This is a genomic window from Burkholderia sp. 4NA327C6 (assembly GCF_005502655.1).
GTDB lineage: Bacteria > Pseudomonadota > Gammaproteobacteria > Burkholderiales > Burkholderiaceae > Burkholderia > Burkholderia contaminans.
This window is the reverse complement of record NZ_SCNZ01000036.1, coordinates 47,097-61,834: the sequence shown is the minus strand read 5'-3', so window position 1 is coordinate 61,834 and position 14,738 is coordinate 47,097. Positions and strand designations below refer to the sequence as shown.

The 14,738-nt window shown below is 61.7% G+C and carries 15 protein-coding genes; all 15 read left to right on the top strand.

Annotation, left to right across the window (positions count from 1 at the left end; all coding sequences use genetic code 11):
- The first annotated feature begins 21 nt into the window (after positions 1 to 21).
- On the top strand, positions 22 to 948 hold the full coding sequence (locus FFS49_RS29475) for a hypothetical protein (RefSeq protein ID WP_060091365.1): 927 nt from the start codon (positions 22 to 24) through the stop codon (positions 946 to 948).
- A gap of 7 nt (positions 949 to 955) precedes the next feature.
- On the top strand, positions 956 to 2,224 hold the full coding sequence (locus FFS49_RS29470; RefSeq protein ID WP_060091363.1) for a VWA-like domain-containing protein: 1,269 nt from the start codon (positions 956 to 958) through the stop codon (positions 2,222 to 2,224).
- Between the two features lie 333 nt (positions 2,225 to 2,557).
- Positions 2,558 to 3,631, top strand: coding sequence for an ATPase, T2SS/T4P/T4SS family (locus FFS49_RS29465; protein ID WP_060091361.1), 1,074 nt, complete (start codon positions 2,558 to 2,560; stop codon positions 3,629 to 3,631).
- A 16-nt stretch (positions 3,632 to 3,647) separates the two neighbouring features.
- Positions 3,648 to 4,028 carry a TrbC/VirB2 family protein gene (locus tag FFS49_RS29460; RefSeq protein ID WP_059888737.1) on the top strand — a complete coding sequence of 127 codons (381 nt, stop codon included), beginning with the start codon at positions 3,648 to 3,650 and terminating at the stop codon, positions 4,026 to 4,028.
- Positions 4,021 to 4,332 (top strand): VirB3 family type IV secretion system protein, encoded by a 312-nt coding sequence (locus tag FFS49_RS29455; RefSeq protein ID WP_081071019.1) that lies wholly within the window; start codon positions 4,021 to 4,023, stop codon positions 4,330 to 4,332. The genes FFS49_RS29460 and FFS49_RS29455 overlap by 8 nt, the downstream gene beginning before the upstream one ends.
- Positions 4,326 to 6,803 carry a VirB4 family type IV secretion system protein gene (locus FFS49_RS29450; protein ID WP_060091357.1) on the top strand — a complete coding sequence of 826 codons (2,478 nt, stop codon included), beginning with the start codon at positions 4,326 to 4,328 and terminating at the stop codon, positions 6,801 to 6,803. Before FFS49_RS29455 ends, FFS49_RS29450 begins: the two co-directional genes overlap by 7 nt.
- Before the next feature lie 17 nt (positions 6,804 to 6,820).
- Positions 6,821 to 7,543, top strand: coding sequence for a type VI secretion protein (locus FFS49_RS29445; protein WP_105816783.1), 723 nt, complete (start codon positions 6,821 to 6,823; stop codon positions 7,541 to 7,543).
- 7 nt (positions 7,544 to 7,550) lie between these two features.
- Positions 7,551 to 8,564, top strand: a complete 1,014-nt coding sequence (locus FFS49_RS29440; protein WP_060091352.1) for a type IV secretion system protein — start codon at positions 7,551 to 7,553, stop codon at positions 8,562 to 8,564.
- Positions 8,561 to 9,922: a TraI domain-containing protein gene (locus tag FFS49_RS29435; protein WP_105816784.1), complete on the top strand. Its 1,362-nt coding sequence runs from the start codon at positions 8,561 to 8,563 to the stop codon at positions 9,920 to 9,922. Before FFS49_RS29440 ends, FFS49_RS29435 begins: the two co-directional genes overlap by 4 nt.
- Positions 9,919 to 11,787: a conjugative transfer system coupling protein TraD gene (traD, locus tag FFS49_RS29430; protein ID WP_060091350.1), complete on the top strand. Its 1,869-nt coding sequence runs from the start codon at positions 9,919 to 9,921 to the stop codon at positions 11,785 to 11,787. Before FFS49_RS29435 ends, traD begins: the two co-directional genes overlap by 4 nt.
- Before the next feature lie 10 nt (positions 11,788 to 11,797).
- Complete coding sequence (locus FFS49_RS29425) at positions 11,798 to 12,316, top strand: hypothetical protein (protein ID WP_060091395.1); 519 nt, start codon at positions 11,798 to 11,800, stop codon at positions 12,314 to 12,316.
- Complete coding sequence (locus tag FFS49_RS29420; RefSeq protein ID WP_060091348.1) at positions 12,273 to 12,557, top strand: hypothetical protein; 285 nt, start codon at positions 12,273 to 12,275, stop codon at positions 12,555 to 12,557. Before FFS49_RS29425 ends, FFS49_RS29420 begins: the two co-directional genes overlap by 44 nt.
- Entirely contained in the window at positions 12,547 to 13,152 is a 606-nt protein-coding gene (locus tag FFS49_RS29415; protein ID WP_060091347.1) for a DUF4400 domain-containing protein, read from the top strand. The genes FFS49_RS29420 and FFS49_RS29415 overlap by 11 nt, the downstream gene beginning before the upstream one ends.
- A gap of 24 nt (positions 13,153 to 13,176) precedes the next feature.
- Positions 13,177 to 13,614 carry a hypothetical protein gene (locus tag FFS49_RS29410; RefSeq protein WP_060091345.1) on the top strand — a complete coding sequence of 146 codons (438 nt, stop codon included), beginning with the start codon at positions 13,177 to 13,179 and terminating at the stop codon, positions 13,612 to 13,614.
- Positions 13,615 to 13,834: 220 nt separating this feature from the next.
- Positions 13,835 to 14,731 (top strand): hypothetical protein, encoded by an 897-nt coding sequence (locus tag FFS49_RS29405; RefSeq protein WP_060091343.1) that lies wholly within the window; start codon positions 13,835 to 13,837, stop codon positions 14,729 to 14,731.
- Positions 14,732 to 14,738 lie beyond the last annotated feature (7 nt).

The window sequence follows — 14,738 nt, the reverse complement described above, 5'->3', positions numbered from 1 at the left end:
CTTTCTATTTGGAGTCACTCCATGAACATCACCGATCTGAAGTCCAAGGTCATGCTGTCGTCCGTCACGATTTCCACGTGGGTCGCCCGCCGCTACGACGGCAAGGTCACCGAGGAGGTCGAGAAGAGCCACCATGCGCGCGGAATTGGTCGCTTCAATAAGCGCCTGCTGCCCGAACACGCACCGAGCTACGCCGAAGTGCTGTCGATCGGCAACCGGATCCGTTCCTACTACTACGGCCGGACGCTGAAGTACGACCAGTTGGGCGTGCGCCTGCTGCCGACCATGATCTACATGGATGTAGCCGAGCGCATGCGCGCGATGAAGGACGAGTTCGATCTCGCAGTGTCCGTTTTCCTGACGAACTATCTGGATCTGAAGGAACAGGCGCGCGCCGAGATGAACGGCCTGTACAACGAGGCCGACTATCCGTCGCTGGCCGAGCTGTCCGGCAAATTCGGCATCAAGCTGTCGGTGCTGCCATTCCCGGACGCGAGCCAGTTCGGCGTCGATCTGCCAAGCGACGTGCTGACGAACCTGCGTACCGAGATCGACCAGCACGTGTTCGAGTCGATCAAGACCGCGAACAACGATCTGGTCGGCCGGCTGTACGAGGCCGTCTCGACGATGGCGAACCGTCTGTACGCATCGAGCAACGTTCGCATGGACGTCGCCAACCATGTCCGTGAGCTTTGCGAGCTGTTGCCGAAGCTGAATTTCAGCAACGATCCGAAGCTGGCGCACATTCTCGAGCAGGCCAAGACGCATCTGGCCGCACACAGCGGCGCGGAACTGAAGGAATCCAATGTGCTGCGTGCGCAAGTCGCTGCCAAGGCGACCGAGATCGAAGGGTTGATGGCGGCCTTCATGGGCGGCGCACCGGCGCCGGTCGCGGATCAGGTGACCGATCAGGTGATCCAGCTTGCGCCGCTGCGTTTTGCAGCATGAGGTCGCCATGGACGCGCGACTTTATGAACGCATCGCGAAGCAGCGCACCGCGCTTGTCCTCGATCACCCGTTCATCGGGGCGTTGGCGCTTCGGCTCAAGGTTCTCGAGGATCCGACCTGCGAAACGTTCTGGACGGACGGCGAATCGCTGGGCTACAACCCGGTGTACGCGGCCGGCCTGAACGACCTGCAGGTTCGCGGCGTACTTGCCCACGAGGTGTGGCACGTCGCGAACGGCCATTGTTGGCGCCAGGGCTATCGCGAACACAAGGGCTGGAACGAGGCATGCGACTACGCCGTGAATCCGATCGTGCTCGATGCCGGGCTGCAACTGCCGCCTGGTGGGCTCGTCGACCCCCGCTTCAAGGGCCAGTCGGCCGAGGAAATCTACGGTGTGCGGCAGAACGAGGCGCGGCAGAAGGCCAAGCAGGGCGCTCAGAAGCAGGGCGACCGACAATCGGATAAGGCGGACGGGAATCAGACGTCGGCCGATCCCGCCGGCTGCGGATCGCCTCAACCCACGAACGGCTCGAACGGTCCGTCCGCCGACGCTGCGGCTATTGCTCAACCCGATGCTCGACCCGATGGCGGTTCGTCGTGCGGTGAAGTTCGCCAGTACGCGGGACCCGACAAAGCGGCGAAGGAAGCCGAGTGGAAGGTCGCGGTCCTGCAGGCGGCCAAGGCCGCTCAGGCCGCCGGCAAGCTCGGCGGTGCGCTGCAAGCCACCATCGAGCAAGCCGTTGCGCCGGTTGTCGATTGGCGCTCGCTGCTGCACCGGTTTGCGCAGGAAGCGGCACCGACCGACTACACGTGGGCGCAGCCGAATCGCCGTTACCTTCACGCCGGGCTGTATCTGCCGTCGTTGAATGAACCGGCGATAGGCGACGCGGTGTTCGTGCGCGACGCCAGCGGCTCGGTGTGGGACGTGACACAGGCGCAGTTTGCCGCGGAGATCGAGTCCATGTTCGATGCGGTCCGACCTCGCCGTCTGGTTGTCATGGACTGCGACACGCGCGTCACGCAAGTGCAGGTGTTCGAGCGTGGCGAGCCGCTCGATCTGGCTCCATTGAAGGGCGGAGGGGGGACGTCGTTCGTCGATCCTTTCCGTCGCATTCTCGCGGAAGGGATCGATCCGGCGTTTCTCGTCTACCTGACCGATATGGATGGCGCGTTTCCGAAGGAGGAGCCGTCTTACCCGGTGCTTTGGGCGTCAACCACGCCGCTCAAGCGTGCGCGGCGCGCGCCGTTCGGGGAGATGGTCGAGGTCATCTGTTGAGCGCGGCGGTCAAGCGCCCATCTTCTGTCACCCACCCGGTCCTCGTGACCGGGTTTTTTTTTCGCCTGTACGAAACGGCAACCATGGAACGTTGGCGGGGAATCAGGAGAAAGCTATACGTTTTTCTGGAGCTTTCCCGGTTAGCCCCCTCAACCGGTTGACGCGAACTCTCATCTGAACAGTCGCAAACGCCGCTGTTTGGGGCGCGACGAAAGCTGTTGAATTTTGCCATTCTTTCGGTCCGTCGGCGGCGCGCGCAGCTTGAACAATAGCTGCATGTCCGAAATTGCCCAGAATCCGCCAACCGCGCATCAGCCCCCTGTCGCACGTCCGATGGCTGATGTGCCGGCGTCTCGCCCGGCCGCGCAGATCACTGCGGAGGAGCTGCTCAAGGTCCGTCCGCTCGAAGACAACGCGGTGAAGCTGTTTTTCGCGTCGCTCGACCAACTGACCGGCCCGCTGGAAGCGCCCGACGTTGCCGAAATCATGATCAACGACTACGACAACGTGTGGATCGAGCGGCGAGGTGAGATGCACAAGCTCGACCTGCGCTTCAATCCCGCGAAGCTGCAGGGCGCCATCCTGTCGCTCGCGTCGTCGGTTGAAAAGTCCGCGAAAGCCGGTACCGCGCAGGGGATCATCAACGGCGGTCACAAGAATCTCCGGATCGCCTCCGTGATGCGGCCGACCGCGATCGACGGGCATGCGCTTGCGATCCGCAAGCATCGGGAATCGAACCTGTCGTTGTCCGACTACGTCGGCATGGGCGCGTTCTCGCTCGTTCACGCGCGCCGCGAGGTCGAGCGCGCGATCTTCCCGCCAGGTGCACATGACGAGGTCCTGGGAGAAGCATTCCGGGCACTGGTTCGATCGAGAGCGAACGTATTGGTGGCCGGTGGCACGTCGACCGGCAAGACGACGTTCCTGAACGCGCTGAATGCGGAGATTCCGCCAGAGGAGCGTGTCATCACGATCGAAGACACGATGGAACTCAAGCTGTCCGCGCCGAATCGCGTGCGGCTGCTGTCGAACCCCGACAAGGGCGTGACCACGCAGGTGCTCGTCGCACTATGCCTGCGCTTCCGACCCGACCGGATCATCGTCGGTGAAGTCCGCGGCGGTGAAGCGTACGACTTCATTCAAGCACTGAGCACCGGCCACGACGGTGGCATGGGCTCGATCCACTCGAACGATGCACGCGGCGCGCTGAGTCGTCTCGAGTCTCTGGCGATGCTCGGTATCCCCACGGGAAGCCGGTGGGAGCTTGCCGACATGCGCAAGGCCATCGCGGATTGCTTTCACTACGTCGTGCACCTGCGTCGCACGGGCGAGCTGCGCCACGTGTCCGAAGTGCTCGCCATCAAGGGTTTCAAAAACGGGGACTACGTCCTCGAGCGTGTTTTCTAACCATACGGGGTTTCAAATGACGAAGTTGTTCAATGCTTTTGCTCGCTCGGCGTCCGCCAAAGTACGCAGCGCGGCACACTACCTGTTCGGTCGCGGTCAGATCCGCTCCACGTTGATCGCAGCTGCGATCGCGTTTGCCACGCCGGCCGCCCATGCAGTGGATCTGAGCGATCTCGGCAACGCGGCGTCGATGATCTGTCTGATCCAGGCCTATGTGAGCGGCCCGGTGCTGTTCTGTATCGGCATCGTGGTGATCATCATGGCCGCCATCATGATCGCGAATTCCGAGAGCAACATCGTCAAGTTTCTCGCGACTGTCTTTATCGGCCTCGGGGTCGCAGCGTGTGCGATTCCGATCGTGAAGAACCGCATGCACATCGACTACACCTGTGCGTAAGCCGAAAAAGGTCAGTCGGTCTCTGTCGCTGCCCCGCCAGTTGGGCGGGGCTGAGCGCGGGCTTGCCATCGCGAACGGGACGATCACGACGCTGCTCTGCTACAGCGCGATGACGCCGGCGTTCCTGGTCGTCGGAATCGGCATCCATTGGGTGCTCCGATGGCTGTCGTCGACCGATCCGTGGTGGAAGGAGGTGCTCATCGTCTACAACCGCTATCCGGACATACACGAGCCCCTGCCCACGACGAAGTTTTCGGTTCGGTTTAAGCGTCCCTACGGATTCGATCAGGATCTGCAATGTTGAGTTCGAAAATCAAGCGCGGCCCGTTGCAGGAGATCGCGCCGTGGGCGACGATGGTCACCCCTGAGCTGGTCCTGGACAAGGATGGATCGCTGCTGACGGTATTCACCTTCGACGGGATCGACGCCGACTCTCCGAACAAGGCTGATATTTCGGCAGCGCGAGACAACCTCGACCACGCGTGCAAGAACTTCGATCACCGGGTAACGGCGTGGTGGCGGCTATCGCATCGGCGTGTGCGAGGGGAAATCCAGGGCGGATTCTCGTCCCGGATCGACGAGCGTATCGACGCGATCAATCGCGCACACGTCGGCAGCGGCAAGTTTTTTCGGAACACCCATTCGCTGGCGCTGGCATACACGCCCGAGACCGGCATCAACAAGATCTTCGAGAAGGTCGCGTACCACATGACGGTCGGCGGCAAGTCGGTGCCTCTCGCTCTGTGGGAAACCCTCCGGGACGTGCTTTTTGCACGCAGTGCCTTCGCGTTCGACATGGAGCGGATCACGTCGGACATCAAGCGGTTCGAGGGGGTGATCGACGCTTTCAAGGGCGGCGTGACGCGTCTCAAGATGAAGCGCCTGCAGCTGCAGAATGTCATGGCGTTCCTACACCAGACCGCGAACCCCTCCGTTCCGCCGCGCCGCGTCCGCTACCCGGTCACGATGCTCGATACCCATTTGACCGAGACCTTCGTGACGTACGGGACGGAGCACCTGATGTTCGAGTCAGCGTACGGAAAGCGGTACGCGAAGATCGTGTCCGTGAAAGAGTGGATGGGGTTTCAGGAGGCCGCACTGGATGTTCTGGCTGACGTCGACGCAGAGCTCGACATCTGCGTGATGTTCCGCTTCCTGTCGACCCACAAGGCGCGGGTCTACATCGAGAAGATGCGCAAGTTCTACAAGGTCGCGGCGTTCAACCCGCTTGCGATCCTGAAGAGCTTCTTCTCGAAGGATGAAAAGCAGGAGGCGGAAAAGAACGACAAGGGGCGTGAAATCCTGGCCGAAGAGGCTGAAAACGCGCTGGCGAAGCTGGTGGCCGATGGGACGCAGTATGGGTTCGCCAACATCTCGGTGGTCGTCTATGGGGACACGGTCGAGGAGTGTGACGACAACACGCGCGAGGTCGTCGGTCGCATCGGCAATGCGGGGTTTGGCGTCATCTTGGAGACCCGCAACATCCCGGCGGCATGGGCGACCACGTTGCCCGGACGGTGGGATCAGCAAAAGCGCCTGCAATTCGTCGAGACACCGTGCGTTTCCGACATTGCGCCATTGCGCGGGGTCGAGGAAGGCAGTCCGGTCAACCAATGGCTGACCCAACAGACCGGCGAGCAGACTGGGCCCCTTACTGTTCTGCCCACGCGTCACCGAACGCTGCAGCGCGTGACCCTGCACCAACCGGGCGGCAAGTCGCACACGCTCGTGGTCGGCCCGATCGGCGCGGGCAAGACGATCTTCCTGAACTTTCTCGTGTCGCAGTCCGGGCGCCACAACCCGCGGCGGATCAAGTTCGACAAGAACCGGTCGACTCGGATTCCGACCGTGATGGCGAATGGTCGCTTTGTCGATGCGACCGGGCGGTTCGGCGCAGCCACGCCGGTCAACCCGCTTTCGCTGCTGGCGGACAAGCGGCACTGGACCTACGTGGCGGAATGGGTGCAGATGGCGATCGAGGATGAGGACTTCCACTGCACGCCGCAGCAGCAGACCGATATCTATCAGGCTGTCGCAACGCTCGGCGGTGGCGAGTACGACCGCGAGCTCTGGACGCTGTCGATGCTGAACACGTTGTTGCCGATCGAGCTGCGTGAGCGGCTCCAGATCTGGACGCAAGGTGAAAAGAACGGTCGCTTCTTCGATCACGTCGAGGATGCGTTCTCGCTGTCGGACGATATCGCGATCGAGATGGGCGACCTGTTTGAGAAGTACCCGGTCGCCGCCGCGCTCTTTATGGACTACGCGTTCTATCGCATCTCGCAATGGCTGGACGGGAAGCGCTTCACGATCATCGAGGTCGAAGAGTGCGGGTTCTTCTTCCAGTACGAGCGCTTTTATCAGCGCCTGGAGCTCTGGGCCGTCACGATCCGCGGCTTGAACGGGACGCTCGTGATGGCGACCCAGTCGCTCGGGCAGCTTGCCCGCGTGAAGAACTTCGAGATTCTCAAGGAGAACATCCCGAACTTCTTCTTCCTGCCGAACCGGGACGCGCGCAACAACAAGCACCTGTACCGGGATGTGTTCGGTCTGACCGACGACCTGATCGACATGATTGCCGATGCGGTGCCCAACCGGGACTACCTGTGGGTGACGCCCGACCACGCGCGGATGCTGCAGGCGCAATTCCCGAAAGAAGCACTCGCGGTATTGCGCGCCGACGGCGCCGCCCAACGCGTGCTCGACAAACACTACGACTCCGGCTCGCCGCACTGGCGTGAAGAGTACCTCCAAGAAATGTTGACTCTTGACTGATAGGTGATCCCTTGAAAATGCGCCTCCTCCGTGCCGCCATCGTCGCAGCATCCCTGTTCGCGGCCCAGCATGCCTCGGCCATGATCGTGTTCGATCCGACCAACTTCGCGCAGAACGTCATCACGGCTGCGAAGGCGGTGCGCGGCGAGATCTACCAGAACACCAACATCATCTACCAGTACCAGATGATGGCGAACCAGCTGTTGCAGGCGAAGAACCTCGATCCAGTGGCCTGGAAGGCCGCGTATGACCAGATCACCGGCGACATCAACAAAGTCAAGGATCTGGTCGGGACCCTCAACGGCCTGTACGGAGACCTGAAGCAGGGGGGGCAATGGGTTTCGCAGGTGCAGACGTTGGTGAGCCGCTCCGGTAAGACCAATGAGCAGTGGTTCGCCGACATGAACACGCTCTATCAGCAGAACGACAAGGTGGTGCGCAATCTGTTCCAGATGGGATCGAACATCATGCAGCACACGAACGATCTGGCCAAGCGCCGCCAAGAGCTGCAGTCTCAACTTTCGTTGTCGCCGACCGCGCAGGCGACGGCGGAGATCACGACGCACTACCTCGACATCGTGACGAGCCAGAACGCCGACATTCTCCAACTGAACGCAGCGAAGGCGCAACGCGACTCGCAGAAGGATGCGCAGCAGGTTGAAGACGACAAGGAGAAGGCGGCTGACGCGAACCGCTTCATTTCGAAGCAGCAGGCTGAGCGGTCCGCATACGGGTTCTGAGGCGGTAATGGCAAACGATTCTGCGAAGTGGTTGCGCCGCGGGACCTTGACGCTGCTCGGGGTGATGCTGATCGGCGTCGTCACGGCGTCGAGTGCGTACGCGGTCGATTGGCCGCCGATGACCACGGGATGGAGCTCGAGCTACCAGCCGGGCGAGGTCGCAAAGGGCGCAATGGCGGCGATCGAGGAGATCGCGAAGATCATGAAGGATCTGATCGAGCTCGCGGTGACGCTGAGCCAACCGCTCGATCAGTACGCGAACAAGATGGCCGGCGGGCTGGCAGGCATCACGATCGTACTCGCGGGCGTTCGTTATGCGGCAACCCGGGATCCCGTGCCGGCGTGGCAGTCCCTGATTGAGGACCTGGCGATTCTCGGCATCTTCTGTTCGATCTTCCTGATGTATGCCACCTGGGCGCCCGGGTTCTATAAATGGTTCAACGATATGGCGGTAGCGGTGTCCGGCACCGACGCACAGTCACTTCCGACGGCAATGGTGAAAGCCGCGGGATCGATCTTCGATGCGGTGATCGAGGCCTTCCAGGCCGCGCATTGGTGGAGCTACGTGGCGCTGGCGATCAATCTGGTGCCATTGTTGTTTGCCTGGGGCTTTCTGATGATCGCGTCTCTCGTATTTCTGTTCTTCATTTCGCTGGGCACCATTCAGATGGCCGTAGGCATCGTGATGGGCAAGATCGCCCTGGCGTTAGGGATGTCGGAGTTCACACGCGGCTACTTCAAGAGCTGGTTTGATTACATGGTCAGCGCGGGCATGTATATGGTCGTCGCGGCGATCCTTCAGCGGTTGGTGACGGCAACGATCACAAGCGCATTTGCCAACGCGATCTCGAAAGGGCTGACCACACCGTATGCCGGATCGCTGACGCTCGATCTGTCGCTCTTCGTCCTGATTCTGTCGTTCGAGGTTCCGAAGTTCGCCTCCATGTTCGGCGGTGGCGCGAATGCAAGCGGTGGGGCGTTCAAGAGCCTGACGAAACTTGCGACGAAGGGCTTGGCATGATGATCGAGCCACGTCCGTTTCAGTCGATCGAACGTAGCGTGCTGGTCGCGAACAACGAACGGCGGATCGATCTGATCGCGCAATGCGCCAACGAAGTCAGCCGTGCGGAATTCGACCGCAAGTGGCTCACACTCGTGCATCGTTGCGCTGATTGGTTCTCGTCCGTTCCGCTGAATCCGGAGCTGTACCGGGAGCCCGGTGGCGCATTCCGTTGCACGATCGAGACGGCCTTCTATGCGATGCGCCTGGCCGGCGGGCAGAAGTTCGGTACAAACCTCCCGTCGGAACGGCGGCGGCGCGTCGAGCCGCAATACAACTATGGCGTGTTCCTCGCCGCAATCTGCTCGTGGCTGGATGAGCCGTATCGGCATTTCGAGGTGGTGCGCGAGGCCGATCAGCTGGTCTGGAATCCGTCGATTCACGGGCCGGTCGGGCCGTGGCTCGGGGATCAACCGTACCGGGTAACCCGCCGGCCGGCGCCGCTTGGCGTCGAGCGGATGCGCACGGGCATGCTGGCGCAGGCGCTAGTCGGCAGTGAACTGCTGTCGGGTCTGGATGCGGAGGTGCTGGCCGAGGTGTTCGGCGCGATCAACCCGACCGCAAGTCCGGTTGGTGTCGAATCGTTGACCCACCGAGTGGTCCGCCAGGCGATTTCGACGGCGGCCGAGTTCGACCGGAAAGCGCAGCGCGGCGTTTTCGAACCGGTGAAGTTTGCCGTGCCGTCCGCGATCCACGTCGCGGGCGAGCTCGAGCCGGTGGTGACGCCGGCCGTCACGCCCGCCTCATCGACGGTTGTCGCGTCGGCACCTGCTGCTCCGACGGCGGCAGGACGCGCACCGCCACCGATTACGCCTGCCGCGCCCACTCCCCCCGCCGCCCAAGGGGCAACGGTCGCGGAAGGGGTGACGGCAGGCGCGGTCGGCGCGGCTAGTTCGCCGCCGTCGTCAAGCACAGCTCAACTGGCCGCGCCGACGCCTGTTGAATCACGCGAGTTGGTCGCGCAATCGGCGCAATCCGGCGAACCGCCAGCCGTGATCGATCCCGTCGCTACGCACGCGGGATCGGAGCGTCGCGTCGAGCCATCCCCGGAAGCCTTCGATGCGGTGCTCAAGGGCGCGCCGCGCATGATCGTGGATTTCTTCCGCGCGCTCGGTCAGGACGTTCAGGCGGGGAAGGCCAAGGTGCGGTGGAGCGAGTTGGGCCTGGTGCTGCCCAAGCGGCTGATCGGAAGCTACGGGATCGCGAGCGATACCCTGATCGAGCACATGCGTCGCCGCAGTCTGTTGCTTGCCAACGAGCAGATGGAAGTCACGCTGGCACCGCGCGCCGGTGAGCTGATTCAGGAGCGAGACCTATGAACGGCTACATCAATCATTTCCGGCCGGTCTATGAGCTTAGGGCCGCCCTCGCCTGGCTGCTTGCGATCGTCATGTTGCCGCTGTCCGGAATGCCGCACGCGTGGGCGTTCGCGCTCATCGCCATGGTGGCGTTTGCGATTCGATCTGGGCAGGTCTGGCGCGCGCTGAAATTCCGCATGGCCATCTCGACGAAATGGCTGACGACGCTCGCGGTGCCCAAGCTGCTCGCGATCCAGTCGCGCATGAAAGCGGAAGCGAATGCGATGTTTCTCGGCACCGGTTTTGAGTGGACGCAGAAGCACTGCCAGATCGCGCATGACATTCTGCGCATGCCGTCGACGGACATCCCGGGCCTTCCGAAGTGGCTGCCGAAGACCAAAACCGGACGTCAGTTCGAGGAGATGATCGAACGGCTCTTTGCCCCAAAGGACAGTATCCGGGACCGCATGCCCCAAGGGGTCTCTTGGATCCACGGGGTTGAGCCGGCGAAGGGCTACGTGCCATTCCACTACAAGGCGATGGGTGGCCACACTGCGGTGGGCGGCACGACCGGCGCTGGGAAGACGCGTACCTACGAGTGCATTTCCACCCAGGTGATCCATCTCGGCGATGTGTTGCTCGACTTCGATCCGAAAAACGACAAGGAATGGAAGCTGCGGGTGGAGCGAGAGTGCAAGCGCGCGGGCCGGAAGTTCCTTTACTTCAATCAAGCGAAGCCATCGGAATCGATTCGGCTGGAGCCGCTTGATAGTTGGTCGCAGCCTTCGGAGATCCCGAGCCGGATCGCGCAGCTGATGGAAGAGGGGCCGTTCCGTGATTTTGCGTACCTGTTCATCAGCCGCTCGGTAAACGGCGAGCTGTACATCGGCGACAAGCCGAACCTGCGGTCGATTCTCAAGTATGCCCAGTCGGGCATCGCAACGCTGCTGGAGAAGGCGCTTAAGCGCTTCTTCCTCGAACAGGGCCTGACGGATTGGGAAACGCAGGTCGCAGCCGACACCGTGAAAATGGCCAACAAGCCCGGCGTCTCCAAAGTGGACGGCATGGTCGCGCTGTACCAGGCACGGTTCGCAGCACTCGATCGCGGCCACGAGGCGATTGACGGCCTGATCTCGACGCATACACACGACCGCGAACACTACATGCGGATTATCGCGTCGGCACTCCCGCTGCTGCAGATGCTCGCGACCGGCGAAACCGGCCTGATGCTTGCGCCGAAGGTTGACGACTTCGAGGACGAGCGCGAGATCTGGACCATCGAGAAGATCATTCGCCAGAAGGCGGTGCTCCACGTGGGGGCCGACTCGCTATCGAACAGCATCGTGGCGAAGGCGATCATGTCGATGCTGCTCGCCGACGTGTCGGCGGTGTGCGGCTCGATCTATAACTTCTACGACACCCCGCCTGAGGTCGTGCTCATCATCGACGAGGTCGCGGAGGCGATCAACGAACAGGTGATCCAAATCCTGAACAAGGGGCGCGGCGCAGGCTTCAAGGCGTTCGTCGCATTCCAGACGCGCTCGGACATCGAGGCGAAGCTCGGGAATGCCGCAAAAATGCTGCAGGTTTTGGGCAATCTGAACAACCAGATCATCTTACGCTTAGAGGACACCGACACGGCGGACTGGTTCTCCGACAAGGTCGGGGAGACGGCGATTCGCAACCTGGTAATGTCGAGTTCGACCAGCACGGGTAGCGAGTCGCACGTCGGTGAATTTACGGGATCGGTGTCTCGCTCGCTCCAGCTGGAGAAAGTACCGCTGATTCCATCCCGCCTGATACAGAGCCTACCGAACCTGCAGTACTTCATGCGGATTTCGGGTGGCGCGGTGTATCAGGGCCGCATTCCAATCCTAAATGGCTGAAATCCAAAGCATGTCTGTCGTCTTCAAAAAAATCATCCGCGACCATAAGCTTTCGGCCCGCCTGATCCCAGTGTTCACGCCGGCGCCGGAACTGGAGCTCGCGTGCACGCGCGTGGCCGACTTCATCGGTGAGAAATTCATCGGCAAGTCCGGCCCGCTCGTCAAGGAGATGCTCACGGAGGGACTCGATGGGGTCAGGCGCGTACGAAAGACCGGCGATCCGCACGTTGCGTTCATGCAGGGCATGTTTGCGTCGGCGCACCTGCTCTATGCCCGACGCTACGTTGCGCGCGACGGCGAGCGCTGCCATGTGTGGTCACCGATGTTCGAGCCGGTCACGGTGTTCGAGGCACGCCATGCACATCTGCCGACCGAGGTCGTCGACGAACGCTGCCCGGAGAACATCAGCCAGCGCTCGGCCGCATTCCAGCTCGCCGCGCGTGCGCTGACAGGCGAGAATTTCCGACTCTACTTCGAGGGCTACGATGTCGCTCACACGTTTTCTGATTCGGACGCTGGCCAGGGTTGATGACGACGTCGCGCGCCGTGTGATGTCGACCGCGTCTGCCCAGGATGATGCGAGCGCGCCGGTACCGGCCGAGTTCGCTCGCGGGCGCAACGCGATGGCCTATGCGCTCGCGCTGTTCGTCGATCGCCGCCCACTTCACTTCTACGTGGGGTTGTTTGGTCTTGTCGCGTTTCCCGCCTACCTGGCTTGTCGGGCGATGGCGCCCCTGCTGGCGCTGATCGGAGGAAGCCATGGCGGATAGCCGGTTTGTCCGGCATGTGAAGGTCTGGTTCTTCTTCGTGCCACTGGTGGCCGTCGCGATCATGCCGGTCGTGCCAAATCGATCCTTGTTCGAGATTCCGGAGGCGGAAACTCGTTCGGTGGTGGCTACGATCGGCGAGGATCGGGCGGATCAGGCCGTGGCGACCACCAACCGGTTGTTCAGGCGGTACTTCGTGGACACCGGGGTGGTGGCGGCATCGCTCGAAACCACGCGCGGTTCGGAAGCAGATGACGGCGGGATGACCAATCTGGCCAGCACGTGGGTTCACAATTTCTGGCGGCTGGTTTATCGCGTGGTCTACCGGCTCACCATCATGAAGCTTTGGCTATTCGGTACGTTGGCCTTCTGCATTGCCATGTTCATCGACGGGACAGTGCGTCGGAAGATCCGGGCTGCTGCTGCTGGCTACGTAAGTCCGGTTTCGTTCCACCTGGCGGGGCACGGCATTCTGCTGGTGTTCGGCGTCGCGTTCTCGGTGTTGATCGCGCCGATTCCGTTACTGGCACCGTACTGGATCGCGATCGCTGGGTGTCTCGGTGTGCTGCTCTGGAAGGCGGCATCGTCCTACCAGTAAAAACGTTCCTCGAAAAGGAGAACAATGCGAGTCATCATTCATTCGACGTCGAGAGGGACGTTACTCGACTACAACGGCTTCTTCGGTTGGGCATTCTTTTCCCATGAGTCGGGCGATATCTTGGCCCATGTGAAGGCCAAGCAAACTGCTCGGACGTTTGTCGACGAGCCTGATGCGCGCGCGTTCATCGACCGAATTGACGGCGTCTCGAGCGCCGATTCCGAGGAAGTGCTTCCGAGCGATCTCTCATTTGTCCAGGTCGGTACCGATAGCGAGTACGCGCCGATAGACGTTTGTGTCGCCGCCGGCGTCCCATCGTGGACGGTTTCGGAGATGAGGCCAGTAGCACCGTTTCGAATTATTCCTCACACGGCGGACGTGGGTCACACGTTGGTGATTGGCTCGGTTCGTGCGGGTAAGACAGTTTTTCGCCCACACGCGTGGGAGGCCACGACGAAATAGAACCGAAAGCGATACGAATTTGTGGAGCTTTCCGCCAAATGCCCCTCAACCGGTTGAGGGGCATTTTCATTTGAGACGTTGGATAGTTTGGATTGACTTCGCGTCGACCTCGGCCGAAAGCGTGCAGAAATCGTTCATGTTTCGGGCCGATTCTGGCCCGCCACCTCGCAAGAATAGACGCATGCCGCGCGTGCGGTTACTCACCATCCAAAGGACCACGATGACCACGATTGACAACGAGACGCACGTCCTCGATGACGCGGCACGAGAGAAGACGGCAGAGTATCCGACGGACGTGCCGGTCCTGACTGCGACCGCCAACGGAACCGAAAACACGTCCATCGACCCGGCCGGGCGCCCGACGACCGACGGTGCGGACGACGTCGAGCTCGAAAACGAGCTGGCGCAGATGGAATCGGACGCGGCCACGCTGCAGCGGGAGGGCATGATCAGTGCCGCCGAGGCAGACGAGAAGCGCGAGCAGGTCGCGCGCACGCGCAAGCTGTTCCGCGAGCTACCGCCGACCGAGCGGGTCCGCATCATTCAGCGCCGCCGCGAAATCGGCCGTGAGCTGATGAATAAGCAACTGTCCGGCGCGGCGGTCGTGTCGACTGACGTCCGACTGAAGCACACGCGGCTCAAGCCGTTGTTTGAGCAATGGTGGCCGTATCTGAATCGGATGAGCATCAACATGCAGCGGTTTGGCCGGACGACGTTCGGCGCGGACGATCAGGAGACGGTGACGAACTTTTTTGATAAGCAGCTGAATGACCTCGAAACGTACGTCAATGAACAGCTGGAAGTGGCGCACGGTTTTCGGGAGCGCACTGAGACCGAGATGCGCGAACGCGGCGACATCGTCTTCTCGCCGACGGTGACGAAACCGTCCTTGGACATCACGGTCGAGGCGTATTCGCGTTTCTCGATGCGGTTGCTCACCGTGATGCTGAAGTACGATCAGGTGATGGACCACTTCGATTTTCTGGTCTGGAACGGCGTGCGTGATCAGTCGGACGCCGACGAGGAAACGTCGCGATTCCTGCGCAAGTTCCATCCGATCGGCGTGCGGGGCTACATGACGCACCTGCGCCTGATGACGACCGTTCGCGGTCGATAAGGGGGCG

Bases quoted from the DNA above. Each gene is read 5' to 3' on its own strand.
- FFS49_RS29435 (WP_105816784.1), top strand. From the start codon at position 8,561: ATGATGATCGAGCCACGTCCGTTTCAGTCGATCGAACGTAGCGTGCTG.
- FFS49_RS29445 (WP_105816783.1), top strand. From the start codon at position 6,821: ATGCGCCTCCTCCGTGCCGCCATCGTCGCAGCATCCCTGTTCGCGGCC.
- FFS49_RS29410 (WP_060091345.1), top strand. From the start codon at position 13,177: ATGCGAGTCATCATTCATTCGACGTCGAGAGGGACGTTACTCGACTAC.
- FFS49_RS29405 (WP_060091343.1), top strand. From the start codon at position 13,835: ATGACCACGATTGACAACGAGACGCACGTCCTCGATGACGCGGCACGA.
- FFS49_RS29425 (WP_060091395.1), top strand. From the start codon at position 11,798: ATGTCTGTCGTCTTCAAAAAAATCATCCGCGACCATAAGCTTTCGGCC.
- FFS49_RS29415 (WP_060091347.1), top strand. From the start codon at position 12,547: ATGGCGGATAGCCGGTTTGTCCGGCATGTGAAGGTCTGGTTCTTCTTC.
- FFS49_RS29450 (WP_060091357.1), top strand. From the start codon at position 4,326: ATGTTGAGTTCGAAAATCAAGCGCGGCCCGTTGCAGGAGATCGCGCCG.
- FFS49_RS29475 (WP_060091365.1), top strand. From the start codon at position 22: ATGAACATCACCGATCTGAAGTCCAAGGTCATGCTGTCGTCCGTCACG.
- FFS49_RS29440 (WP_060091352.1), top strand. From the start codon at position 7,551: ATGGCAAACGATTCTGCGAAGTGGTTGCGCCGCGGGACCTTGACGCTG.
- traD (WP_060091350.1), top strand. From the start codon at position 9,919: ATGAACGGCTACATCAATCATTTCCGGCCGGTCTATGAGCTTAGGGCC.
- FFS49_RS29465 (WP_060091361.1), top strand. From the start codon at position 2,558: ATGGCTGATGTGCCGGCGTCTCGCCCGGCCGCGCAGATCACTGCGGAG.
- FFS49_RS29420 (WP_060091348.1), top strand. From the start codon at position 12,273: ATGTCGCTCACACGTTTTCTGATTCGGACGCTGGCCAGGGTTGATGAC.
- FFS49_RS29460 (WP_059888737.1), top strand. From the start codon at position 3,648: ATGACGAAGTTGTTCAATGCTTTTGCTCGCTCGGCGTCCGCCAAAGTA.
- FFS49_RS29470 (WP_060091363.1), top strand. From the start codon at position 956: ATGGACGCGCGACTTTATGAACGCATCGCGAAGCAGCGCACCGCGCTT.